The 12,555-nt window shown below is 66.8% G+C and carries 7 protein-coding genes; 4 read left to right on the plus strand and 3 right to left on the minus strand.

Features of this window, described 5'->3' with window-relative positions:
• The first annotated feature begins 122 nt into the window (after positions 1-122).
• The 3 genes from ACFE7U_RS02415 to ACFE7U_RS02425 all read left to right on the plus strand — a co-directional run bounded on the left by ACFE7U_RS02415 (position 123) and on the right by ACFE7U_RS02425 (position 5,614).
• A complete protein-coding gene (locus tag ACFE7U_RS02415) occupies positions 123-1,430 on the plus strand; it encodes an ABC transporter substrate-binding protein (RefSeq protein WP_375408127.1) in 1,308 nt (435 codons plus the stop codon).
• A gap of 168 nt (positions 1,431-1,598) precedes the next feature.
• Entirely contained in the window at positions 1,599-3,548 is a 1,950-nt protein-coding gene (acs, locus tag ACFE7U_RS02420) for an acetate--CoA ligase (RefSeq protein ID WP_375408128.1), read from the plus strand.
• A 278-nt stretch (positions 3,549-3,826) separates the two neighbouring features.
• Positions 3,827-5,614, plus strand: coding sequence for an MFS transporter (locus tag ACFE7U_RS02425; RefSeq protein WP_375408129.1), 1,788 nt, complete (start codon positions 3,827-3,829; stop codon positions 5,612-5,614).
• A 143-nt stretch (positions 5,615-5,757) separates the two neighbouring features.
• Here ACFE7U_RS02425 and ACFE7U_RS02430 read toward each other — a convergent pair whose 3' ends face one another.
• From ACFE7U_RS02430 to ACFE7U_RS02440, 3 genes are all read right to left on the minus strand, one after another.
• Positions 5,758-7,122: a DUF2252 domain-containing protein gene (locus ACFE7U_RS02430; RefSeq protein ID WP_375408130.1), complete on the minus strand. Its 1,365-nt coding sequence runs from the start codon at positions 7,120-7,122 to the stop codon at positions 5,758-5,760.
• Positions 7,123-7,145: 23 nt separating this feature from the next.
• Entirely contained in the window at positions 7,146-8,744 is a 1,599-nt protein-coding gene (purH, locus tag ACFE7U_RS02435) for a bifunctional phosphoribosylaminoimidazolecarboxamide formyltransferase/IMP cyclohydrolase (protein WP_375408131.1), read from the minus strand.
• A 77-nt stretch (positions 8,745-8,821) separates the two neighbouring features.
• Positions 8,822-10,588 carry a heparinase II/III family protein gene (locus ACFE7U_RS02440; protein ID WP_375408132.1) on the minus strand — a complete coding sequence of 589 codons (1,767 nt, stop codon included), beginning with the start codon at positions 10,586-10,588 and terminating at the stop codon, positions 8,822-8,824.
• Between the two features lie 1,512 nt (positions 10,589-12,100).
• Here ACFE7U_RS02440 and ACFE7U_RS02445 point away from each other — a divergent pair.
• Entirely contained in the window at positions 12,101-12,328 is a 228-nt protein-coding gene (locus ACFE7U_RS02445) for a DUF6894 family protein (RefSeq protein ID WP_375408133.1), read from the plus strand.
• The last annotated feature ends 227 nt before the right edge of the window (positions 12,329-12,555 follow it).

Consider the following 12,555-nt stretch of genomic DNA (forward strand, 5'->3'; position numbering starts at 1 on the left):
CACGGCGGCTGGCGGCCGACGACGCGGCCGGCCAGATGCGAATGCAGCCTCGGTCTCGGCGCCACTCGTGTGCGCCTCCCGGATCTGCCATCCTGTTGGGCAATGCAAACCGGGAGGTCGCGATGGCGAGACGTCCGGCACGTGTCGCGGGCCTCGGGTTCCTGTTCCTGGCCACCACGGCTTCCGCCGATTCCATCGTCGTGTCCTTGCTCACGACCCGTGCCGGACCCGCCGCTGCGGTCGGCGAACGCGTCGCCAACGGCCTGCGCGACTACGTCGAGATGCTGAACCAACGCGACGGCGGCATCGCCGGGCAGCGGCTCGACGTGATGGAATGCGAGACCGGGTCGGAGGTGGACCGTGCCCTGGCCTGCATGGAAGCCGCGAAGGCGGCGGGCGCGGTCGTCGTCGGCGTTCCCGACAGGGCGATGACGCAGGCCCTCGTCGATCCTTCGGCGCGGCACGGTATCCCGCTCCTGTCCTTTGCCGACGGCTATCCCATCGCGACCCGAGGCGACGTGATGCCGTGGGTGTTCAACCCCTCGGCCTCGGTCCTCGGCGGCATCACGGTCGCCTTGCGCGCGGTCGCCGAATCCTCTGGCCGCGAGACCGGCGTCCGAGGCTTGGCGATCGGCCTCGCCTACAGCACAGCCGGCGCGGACCCCGCCGCTCTCGACCTGATGCGGGACCTCGCAACGAGGGATGGATTTTCCGCGTCCTTCCACGCGCTCGCCGACGAGGCGAAGGCCAACCGGGAGACCCTCGAGGCCACTGGTACGCGTCGTCCCGATTACCTGATCCTTCTCGGGCAGGGCATACAGTCCGGCACGGCAGCCGAGGAGGCCCTGGAGGCCGGCTTCCCACCCGAACGGCTCCTGGCCTTGCGCTGGCCCGACGATTCCGACCTGCGCCGGGCCGGCACCGCGGCCCGCGGATTCCGCGAGGTCGGTCGTCACGCCTTCGGCGACAACTTCCCGGCCTTCGACGAGATCGACGTTCACGTGATCGACCGCGGCCTCTCGCGGACGCCAAAGGACGGCTCCGGAGAGACCCACTACAACAGGGGCGTCTACAACGGCGTGCTCCTGGCCGAGGCGATCCGCGCCCGGCGCAAGCGCCGGCCCGACGGAGCCCTCACGGGAGACGATGTCCGGCGCGCCCTGGAATCTCTTTCCATCGATAAGGCACGCTGGAAGGAGCTCGGGCTTGCGGGCTTTGCCCGGGCGGTCTCACTCGATTGTACCGATCATGGCGGTACTCCCGATCTCTACGTGCTGGCCTGGGACGGCGCGAAGTGGCGTCCGGCCATGCCTCCGGTCCCTCAGGATCTCGGCGCGCTTCAGGGCCGGATCGATAGGCTCGTGGCCGAGTTCAGGGCGGCCCACCCGGACTGGCCGGCGCGGACCGAGCCCTGCGAGCACCCGAAATGACACCACCTGCCGGCGCGGCATTTCGATGTGGGAGACAAAGCTCGGCTTTTGTCTTTGTTGATGTTTTTCCCTTGCCGCCGCCCTGTCGCAGTGCCTAGAACCGGTCTGGAAGCACCGGCTGCGCGGGATCTCGCGATACGATCGGGCACCAGGAACAGGAAACGCGCGATGGACGAGAAGGTCGTGGACGTCAGCCCGGCATGGCGCGAAGGCGCTCATGTCGACGACGCCAAGTATCTGGCGATGTACGACGCGTCAGTGAAGGATCCCGAAGCGTTCTGGGCCGAGCATGGCCGGCGCATCGACTGGTCGACGCCCTACTCCACCGTCAAGAACACCAGCTTCGCTCCCGGCAACGTCTCGATCAGATGGTTCGAGGACGGACGCACCAACGTCGCCCTGAACTGCATCGATCGTCACCTCGCGACCCGCGGCGATCAGGTCGCGATCATCTGGGAAGGCGACGATCCGGGGGAGTCCAAGCACATCACCTACCGACAGCTTCATGCCGAAGTCTGCCGGATGGCGAACGTCCTGCGCAACCGCGGCGTTTCGAAGGGCGACCGCGTCACGCTCTACATGCCGATGATTCCCGAAGCCGCCTACGCGATGCTGGCCTGCGCCAGGCTCGGCGCCATCCACTCCATCGTATTCGGAGGCTTCTCGCCAGATTCGCTCGCCGGCCGCATCGAGGGCTGCGCCTCGAAGCTCGTGATCACCGCCGACGAGGGGCTGCGCGGCGGCCGCAAGGTCCCGCTCAAGACCAATGTCGATGCCGCGCTTGCCCGTCTCGGTCCGGACGCTGTCGACCACGTGGTGGTCGTGCGCCGCACCGGCTCGAGCGTGCCGATGGAGCCCGGCCGCGACGTCTATTACGATGAGGCTGCCGCCCAGGTGACAGACGATTGCCCGGCCGAGCCCGTGGAGGCCGAGCACCCGCTCTTCATCCTCTACACCTCCGGCTCGACGGGCCAGCCCAAGGGCGTCGTCCACACCACCGGCGGCTACCTCGTCTACGCGGCGATGACGCATCAATACGTCTTCGATTATCGCGAGGGCGAGGTCTATTGGTGCACGGCCGATGTCGGCTGGGTCACGGGCCACAGCTACATCGTCTACGGGCCCCTCGCCAACGGCGCCACCACCCTGATGTTCGAGGGCATCCCGACCTACCCGACGAACTCGCGCTTCTGGGACGTAGTCGACAAGCACAAGGTCAACATCTTCTACACCGCGCCCACCGCGATCCGCTCGCTGATGGGCGGTGGCGAAGGCCCGGTGAAGAAGTCCTCCCGTTCCTCTCTGAGGGTCCTTGGCTCGGTCGGCGAGCCGATCAACCCGGAAGCCTGGGACTGGTACTACCGGGTGGTCGGCGACAGCCGCTGCCCCATCGTCGACACCTGGTGGCAGACCGAGACGGGCGGCATCCTGATCACGCCGCTGCCCGGCGCGACGCGGCTCAAGCCCGGCTCGGCCACGCGCCCGTTCTTTGGGGTAAAGCCCATTATCGTCGATGCCGAGGGCAAGACGCTCGAGGGTCCCTGCGAGGGCAACCTCTGCATCGCGGATAGCTGGCCCGGCCAAATGCGCACGGTCTATGGCGACCACGAGCGCTTCGAGCAGACCTACTTCTCGACCTATCCGAACCTCTACTTCACCGGCGACGGCTGCCGGCGTGACGCCGACGGCTATTACTGGATCACCGGCCGGGTCGACGACGTCATCAACGTGTCGGGCCACCGCATGGGCACGGCCGAGGTCGAATCCTCGCTCGTCGCCCATCCGAAGGTCTCCGAAGCCGCGGTCGTGGGCTATCCCCACAGCCTCAAGGGCCAGGGCATCTACGCCTACGTCACCCTGATGGAGGGCGAGGAGGGCTCGGACGCCCTGCGCAAGGAACTCGTGACCTGGGTCCGCAAGGACATCGGGCCGATCGCCTCGCCCGACCTGATCCAGTTCGCGCCGGGCCTGCCCAAGACCCGGTCGGGCAAGATCATGCGCCGCATCCTGCGCAAGATTGCCGAGGACGAGTTCTCTTCGCTCGGCGACACCTCGACCCTGGCAGAGCCGGCGGTGGTCGACGACCTCATCGAGAACCGCCAGAACCGGGCTCAGTAAGCCCGAGCTACGGCGGGACGGCCTTCGACAAGCCTCCGCCCGTCGCTTCCGCGCAAAGCTGTTACAAATTGCTTTGTGACGACTGCAAATTTCCTTTTACCTGTTGGGCCAAATCAAGGCCTACGGTATCTTGGCTGTGCCGGCTTCGCAGTTGCGAACGGAATGTGGGTCCAGCCGCATTCCGTATCAGCAACGCGCGGAAGGGATAAACGACGCCGATTGCGCCGCACACGGCGCATCGCGACAACGACAACAAACGACTTGGGAGGGACGGGACCATGGCAAGTACAACTGCGGCACCACTGCCGGAGGAGGCGGCGCGACCGATGAGCGCCGGGGAGAGGAAGGTCATCCTGGCATCGTCGCTGGGCACCGTGTTCGAATGGTATGACTTCTATCTCTACGGATCGCTCGCCGCGATCATCGGCGCGCAGTTCTTCTCCGCCTATCCCGAAGCCACCCGCAACGTCTTCGCATTGCTTGCCTTCGCCGCCGGCTTCCTCGTCCGCCCCTTCGGCGCGCTGGTGTTCGGCCGCCTCGGCGACATGGTCGGCCGCAAGTACACCTTCCTCGTCACGATCCTGATCATGGGCATCTCGACCTTCGTCGTCGGCCTTCTGCCCTCGTATGCGACGATGAACGAGTACGGCGTCGGCTGGGTCGCACCGGTCGCGTTGCTGGCGCTCCGCATGCTCCAGGGCTTGGCGCTCGGCGGTGAATACGGCGGTGCCGCGGTCTACGTGGCCGAGCACGCTCCCCGCGGCCGGCGCGGTTTCTACACCGCCTTCATCCAGACCACGGCGACCCTCGGCCTGCTGCTGTCGCTGATGGTGATCCTGTTCACCCAGATCTACGTCAACGCGAACTACGCGCCCGTCGCCACGACCCTGGCGGATGGCTCCGCCGGCACGATCACGCCGTTCGCCGCCTGGGGCTGGCGCATTCCGTTCCTCGTCTCGATCGTGCTGCTCGGCGTCTCGGTCTGGATCCGGCTGCAGATGCAAGAGAGCCCGGCCTTCAAGAAGATGAAGGAAGAAGGCACCGGCTCGAAGGCGCCGCTCTCGGAGGCCTTCGGCCAGTGGCGCAACGCCAAATGGGCCCTCCTCGCCCTGCTCGGCCTCACCGCCGGCCAGGCCGTCGTCTGGTACACCGGCCAGTTCTACGCGCTGTTCTTCCTCCAGACGATCCTGAAGGTCGACCAGTTCACGGCAAACGTGCTCATCGCGTGGTCGCTCATCCTCGGCACCGGCGGATTCCTGTTCTTCGGCGCACTCTCCGACAAGATCGGCCGCAAGCCGATCATCCTCGGAGGCTGCCTGATCGCGGCGCTGACCTTCTTCCCGCTGTTCAAAGCGCTGACCGCCGCGGCCAACCCGGCCCTCCATGCGGCCCAGCAGAACACGCAGGTGGTGGTCAAGGCCGACCCGGCGGATTGCTCCTTCCAGTTCAATCCGGTCGGAACGGCCAAGTTCACCAATTCCTGCGACATCGCCAAGGCGCTGCTCGCACGGAGTGCCGTGAACTACAGCACCGAGAATGCGCCGGCCGGTACCAAGGCGACGGTGAACGTGGCGGGCAAGGAGTTCGCTGCGGCTGACCCCGCCTTCGCCAAGGATATCGGCGCGGCGCTGACCGCGGCGGGCTACCCGACCGCGACGAACCCGAGCATTGTCAAGATCGTCATCGATCCGAAGGACGGTCTCTCCAACTTCGCCAAGATGATCGACATCTTTTCGGTCCAGAAGCTGACGATCATCGGCATCCTGACGATCCTCGTCCTCTACGTGACGATGGTCTACGGGCCGATCGCGGCGGCCCTCGTCGAGCTCTTCCCGACGCGTATCCGTTACACCTCGATGTCGCTGCCCTACCACATCGGTAACGGCTGGTTCGGCGGCCTCCTGCCGGCGACCGCCTTCGCGATGGTGGCCCAGACCGGCGACATCTATTTCGGCCTCTGGTACCCGATCGTCATCGCCGTCGCGACCGTGATCATCGGCGCTCTGTTCATCCCGGAAACCAAGGATCGCGATATCCTCACCTACGACGAGGCGCCCGCGCGCTAAGTCGGCGAGGCATCGTCGAGAACAACGAAGGCCCCGTCGCGAGACGGGGCCTTTTTGGTATCCGGCTGCCATCCGATCGATCGACCCGATCTATTCTACCCTCGCCAATCGTCCCGCCCCATCAGCATGGCGAAAGTCACGCCTCAAGCTTCCCGGTCCAGCAACGCCGCGTGATCGTCCAGCGTCTGTTCCGCGTAGGTCATGGCGAAGGCCGCCATAGCGTCGTCGAATGACGTCGACCGTCCCATGTAGCCGGCGATCGCCGCGGCATCGCCGGATCGGGCGTGCGCGCGGGCCAGCGTGCGTCCGCACAGGGCGGCATAGCGCCTTGGCTCGTCGTCCGACATCAGGTCGGGCACGTTCGAGAGCTTGTGGTTCTTCAACTGGCGCACGTAATACGAGCGGCCGCTCGCCGGTGAATGCGCGGTCCCGAGGAAGATGTCGCTCGCCGCCTGCATGATGCGCTGACCGTCGATCACGCGTCGGCCTTCCGACCCCGCCGCCCCAATCGGTGACAGCACCAGGGGCGCCATCACCGAGGCCTGCGCCTCCTTGACCTGCAGGAAGAGCGGAGCACCGTCGGCATCCGTGTAGAGTCCGACGGTGCAGACCCGGCCCACGGAGCCGATGCCCACCACCTTGAAGGCGACGTCTCGCAGGGCGTAGCGGGCGACGAGAGCCTGACGCTCGGGAGCAAGGCTGTCGGGGTAGAGTTCCAGTGCCGCCCGCGCATCGCATATCGGCTCGTCGCTGCCGTCCGGCAGCCGGTGGAAGACCTTCCTGCCCTCGTCGGCGATGCGCCATGTCGCCGGTGCCCCGTCGCGCGTCGCGGGATCGAGGTCGGGGATGTCGGCCTCGACGGTCTCGTGACGAAGACCGGCATCGAGATCGCGCCTGAGGTCGTCGCGCGACCGGTGGTCGTCGATGCGAGACACCTCATGGTCGAGATCGATGCTGCTCCGCCAGCAGGCGAGCGGTTCCATCTCGCCGAGCGTGTCCATGTGCTCCCGGTACGCCGCGACGCTGGCGCATGCCAGTTCGCGCGCCCTGTCCTCACCGAAATCCGCCTCGGCCACGGCTTCGACCGCCACGCTCGCCGCAAGCCGCTTCAGATCGACGGTGAAATCGATCCCCGGCAGGGTCTCGTCGAAATCGTTGATGTCGAACATCACCCGGCCTTCCGGGCTCACAAACACGCCGAAATTGCCGATATGACAATCGCCGCAGGCCTGGACCGGAATGCCGGCCATCGCTGATCCGACGAGATCGGCCGCCATGATCGCGGCGGCCCCGCGCAGGAAGGTGAACGCATTCTTGCGCATCTTCCTGTAGCGCCGCGGGATCAGGTCCGGCAGGCGCGCGGCATCGCTTTCGGCGAGGATCGCCAGGGGATCTCTCGTTCGTCCCGTGCGCCACTCCGCGTGGGCCGCATGAGGGGTCGCATCCCGAAGGGCCTCGCCCTCGGCGTAGCGCTCGCGGCGGGTCCGGCGGGCCGATGCATCGCTCATGAAGGCTCCAGCGGATGAGGGTGTCAGTGCCGGAAGTGGCGTTGCCCCGTGAACATCATCGCGAGCCCGGCCTCGTCGGCGGCACGGATCACCTCGTCGTCGCGCATCGAGCCGCCGGGCTGGATCACCGCCGTGGCGCCGGCTTCCGCCGCCGCGATCAACCCGTCCGCGAAGGGGAAGAAAGCGTCGGAGGCGACCACCGCGCCCTTGGCGAGGCTCTCCGACGCGCCGATCCGGATCACCGCCTCGGCCGCCTTCCAGGCGGCGATGCGCGAGGAATCCACCCGCGACATCTGCCCGGCACCGATGCCGACGGTGGCGCCGTCGCGGGCGTACACGATGGCGTTCGACTTCACGTGCTTGGCGACCCGGAAGGCGAAGAGGAGGTCGGCGAGCTCGCGCTCGGTCGGCCCGCGCTTCGTCACGACCCTGAGCGCCATGTCGTCGACCGTCGCGTTGTCACGTGCCTGGACCAGCAATCCGCCGGAGAGGGTGCGGACCGTCTCGCCGGGCGCCTTCGGGTCCGGCAGCGCGCCGGCCAGCAGAAGGCGCAGGTTCTTCTTGGCCGCCACGATCGCGATCGCTTCCGGCGAGGCGTCCGGTGCAATGATGACTTCGGTGAAGATCTCGACGATCCGTCGCGCCGCGTCGCCATCAAGGGGACCGTTCAGCGCGACGATACCGCCGAAGGCCGAGGTCGGGTCGCAGGCGAGCGCGCGCTCGTAGGCTTGCAGAAGACTCGTCCCCGTCGCGACGCCGCAGGGGTTGGCATGCTTGATGATCGCCACCGCAGAACCGCGCGCCGGCTCGAACTCGGCGACGCATTCGTAGGCGGCATCGGTGTCGTTGAGATTGTTGTAGGACAGCTCCTTGCCCTGGAGCTGGCGCGCCGTGGAGATGCCCGCCCTCGGGCGGCCGGGGGAACGGTAGAAGGCGGCCGGCTGGTGCGGGTTCTCGCCGTAGCGCAAACCCTGCGCGAGGGTCCCGCCGAACGCCCTGAACGGGGCAGTGCCCGCCACCTCCAAGCGGTCCGCCAACCAGTTGGCGATCGCCGCGTCATAGGCGGCGGTGCGGGCGAAGGCCCGGGCGGCGAGGCGCCGGCGGGTCGCGCCGCAGAGCATCCCGGACCCGGCCGCGAGTTCGTCGAGGAGGATGGCGTAGTCGGCGACATCCGTCACCACCGCCACGTCGGCGTGGTTCTTGGCGGCGGCACGGATCATGGCGGGGCCGCCCACATCGATGTTCTCGATCGCCTCCGCGTCCGTGCAGTCCGTCGCGATCGTCGCCTCGAACGGATACAGGTTGACGACGAGGAGATCGATCGGCCGGATGCCGTGCGCGGCCAGCGCCGCCTGATGCTCGGGATTCGCCCGCACGGCCAGCAATCCGCCATGGATCGCCGGATGCAGGGTCTTGACCCGGCCGTCCATCATCTCGGGGAATCCGGTGACGTCCGCGACCTCGATCACGGTTAGGCCTGCCTCGACGAGGGTCCGGTGGGTTCCGCCCGTGGACAGAAGCTCGATGCCGTGGTCGGCGAGCGCCCGCGCGAAATCCACGAGGCCGGTCTTGTCGGAGACGGAGAGGAGCGCGCGGGTCACCCGCACAGGATCGGAGGGCATCGAAAACCCGTTCTGGTCAGGGATCAATTTGCCGGCGGGTAGCACGAATCGAACCGTGCGGGCCAGTCAGGCCGGCGTCAGGACGCCGTCGCGTCGACCCGGGCGAAGCGCCAGCGCAGCCGTGCCTCGGTGACCACGCGCAGATACACGATGATCTGGTCGGTGCGCCGGGCTCCCGTGAGGCCGGCGAAATAGACGCTCTCCTCGATCGCGACGTCGACTGCGTCGTCGTCCGACGCCGCACCGAAATGCCAGACCTCGCCCTGCGGTGTGGCGAGTTCCAGTCCGTCGCCGGCCCGGCCGCGCACGGCGATGCCAGGATGGAGATGGAATCTCACCGCGACCTCGTGCGAGCGCAGCTTTCCCGCGTTCCTGCCCTTGTTCCTGCCCTTCTCCCCGCTGCCTTCGCGCAGAAAGGCATCCTCCCCCTCCAACGCCTGACCATCGGCGAGGAGGCGCCAGCGCCGCTCGTGGACGAGGCCGAAGGAGGCCGCGTAGCCGTCGTGGCGCGCGGCCAGCACGTGTGCGTCCGCCTCCCGTGTCCGCTCCGAGCGGACGTCGGTCGGACCCGACAGCACCACCGGCCCGATCCGGCGCGACAGCCAGTCGATCGCTCTCGCCTCGCCCCACCAGGCCCCGCCCGCGAGGAAGCGGCAGGACGAGGTATCGGCCACGCTCGCGGTGGAATGGGCAGCGGTGGTGCGCGCGAGCCGTCGCAGCTCCGGCCCGCTCGCGGGGAGCCCGCAATTGATGACGATGCGCTGAGGGCCGCTCGACATCTCGAACGAAAGGCAGCCCGCACAGGAATTGCGCGAGTACAGCATCGGAGGCGGCGGGCCGACATCGGCGACCACCGCGATCCTTCCCGCCTCCAAGCGCTCGTAGCCGGAATGCGGCGCATGCATCATCGGCTGGGCGAGCGCCCCGTCATAGACCAGCAGCGTCGCGAGATGGTCGGCGGCCGTGGCGCCCATCCCGTTGAAGTGGCTGAGCGAGGCATCCCCATGACGCAGCAGGCGCAGGAGCGGCAGCATCCGGTCGATGGCGCGCAGCAGCGCTTCCGGCGGATCGACGCCGCGCCCGAGGAAGCTCTGGCGCAGGGGCAGCAGGTCGAGGAGCAACTCCATAGCGAAGCGCGGATCGCGGCTGCGATGGCCGCCATCGGCCATGATCTGGCGGTCGAGTTCGCGCGCGAGGACCCGCGTTGCCCGACGCAGAACCGGCTGGATGCCCTCGCAGCACAGGCCGGCATAGCTGAGTGCCACCGCGGCGAGGAGGCGCGTCTGCGGGACGCTGGTCCGGCGTAGGTCGCGTTCGAGGTCGCGGGCCGCCCGGCCCAAGGTCTTGAGGAAAGCTTGGTAGAAGTCGTGGTCTGCCCCTTCGAGCATCAGCGGGGACTGGCACAGGAAGGCGATCAGCCGCCGCGCCGCCACCGGCGTCGGCCGGGCCAGGACGGCCTCACCCCGCCCCGCGATGAAATCGGAGACGAAGGCGCGGGCATTGGCTCGGGCCAGGGCAGTATCGGCCGCGCGCAGGTGGCGCAGCCAGCCGAAGCCGTAGAGCGCATCGGCCCATTCCGGCGAGGGCGGCGCGTAATCGAACGGCGAGCGCCCGTTCACGGAGAGCGAGCGGCCGGCGAAGACGAACAGCCCGGCATAGATGTCGTCGGCGAAGGTGGCGTCGCTGGTGCGCAGGTCGTGCGGAGCGATCACCACCCCGGTGACGCGGGCGCCAGCCAGAATGTCCGGACGGGCACCGAGCCTCGCGACGCCGCCGCGCACCGAGCGCAGGACTTCGCCCCCGATGAGCCGATACAGGCGCCAGCGTTCAGCCCCCCAACGCACGTGGTCTCCTCTTTCGGCGACGCGCCGCCGATCCGAGCGCTGCAGGATAGTCTCGTGGTCAGGATAGTGGCAGCCGGCTTAACCAGCGGTTAAGCGTAATCGAGGCTAAGCCTCTGAAATCGTTGGAAGCTGTTCTCAGGCGTTCCCGGTGCCGTTTCCGAGACGTTTCACGGCACGCGCCCATGCGAAACGCTGGTGAGCGTCAAGATTGGCGCGATCATAGGCGGAGACGGTGATCGTCGACCTTGGATGACCCGTAACCTTCGCCCCGTCATCTTTGGTGGCGCGCCCTCCCCTCGCTTCCGAAATGGCACTCGAGCGTTGGCCTCGGCAACACACGCCTTCCGGTGTCTCGGCATCCTTGCGGACCTTCTTTCAATGATCGGTGCTTTCCTGGCGTCCGTACGGCCGGCAGCAGCGATCGTAAATCGCCATCGGGCCGACCCGCGCCCTTAGGTGGGATGCGCGTGATTTCCCTCAGGACCGTCGGGCATAGCGACAGGTCGATAACGATATCCGGACCGCTTGTCTCGCCCGTCCTGCTGGGCCGATCGCGCAAGACCACCTCGCGATATGCTCCACTCCGATCCGGCCCACTTTCTTGTACGCCGCCCCGACATCCTCCTCGGCGATGGCGATGGGCCTCACCGCCGCCACCGCAATCACGTGCGTGGCCGGTTGACCCCCGCGGGCGAGCGGCAGGCGGATGATCTCGACGCCGGCCGCGGCGCGGATCGGCGGCGTCTGGTGTATGTCGGCCGGCGTATGGGCAGATTGCATCAACCTGCGCGGACCACCGGGCGCTGCCGGATCCGGTTCGGGCAATGTCACTCGACCGGTTCGATCATCGCTGGCAGGCCTGCGGTCCACGCGGACACCACCGCAACTTGCGCACCGCCCTCGCCAAGCGCGGATCGTACAGGCACCGGGTCCAAACGTCCCTCGATCCCGAGCACGCCTGCGGCCATCGGCGCTGGGCATCTGAACGATCGGATTTGGCCGCGTCCCCTACCTCACGAGCGTCTCTCCAGACCTGGAATGGATCGCAGAGTTAATCTGCCTCACCCTGCGACGCCTGCTCGCTGCCGCTATCCATCTCGACTTCATGCCCGATCGATTTGCTGCGGCGGGGCCTCCTTGTGAGCTGACACCCGATCTTTCACGCTTTTACCAGCCACTTTCCGCAGTACCTGCTTCACATGAGCGCGGAGCTTTTCTCTACGCTCGGCGACGCTGTCATCGCGCGGAAACAATGCACCTTCCTTATGAGATGACATCGCCTAGCCACCTTCGACCGCTCCAAGATGCGACATCAGATAATCACATTCGTGCTTTTCCGCAACGCACAATAATGCTCGTCGAGAAATCGTATGTTGAGTTAACATAATCCATACTACCAAATATTGGTAGATCTATTTAGTACTATGCGTACTCCCACATCGCCTCAACGGAAGCAACCGTTTCAGAGTAAAATACAGGCAATCCCTCTATGATGAGTTCAGGGAGAAAATTGTGGTTCAGCGGTTTCATTTCGATCTAACGAACGGCGAAGAGCTCATTCGCGATACCGAAGGTATTGAAGCAAGCGGTCCCGACGAAGCGATCGAGGAAGCCCGGGCCGCCCTGGCAGACGTGCGCGGCAATGAGGATGCCGCCGTTCCGACGGAGGGCTGGCAACTGATCATCCGAGACGCGAGCGGCGTGACACTGAAGGCCATCTCACTCGACGACGTCCATTAGCTCACCCCTTCAGCCTGCTCTCTTCACGCTGCGGCAGGGTTTTTTCGGGCGAGGGCTGACAGACTAGAATCCCTCTGGCTGACGGTGTGTGGAAGGAGTCGAATCTCCGTGCCGCACTGCCGACGTCAGCGGGTCGGCGACCGGTCTCTACAGCCTTGCGGTTGTTTCTCCCAAGGTGCCGGGCGGTCCCTGTCAGTGGGCCATCCGAATGCACGGCAGGCTCGTCC

Source organism: uncultured Methylobacterium sp., from assembly GCF_964251405.1.
Taxonomy (GTDB): Bacteria; Pseudomonadota; Alphaproteobacteria; order Rhizobiales; family Beijerinckiaceae; genus Methylobacterium.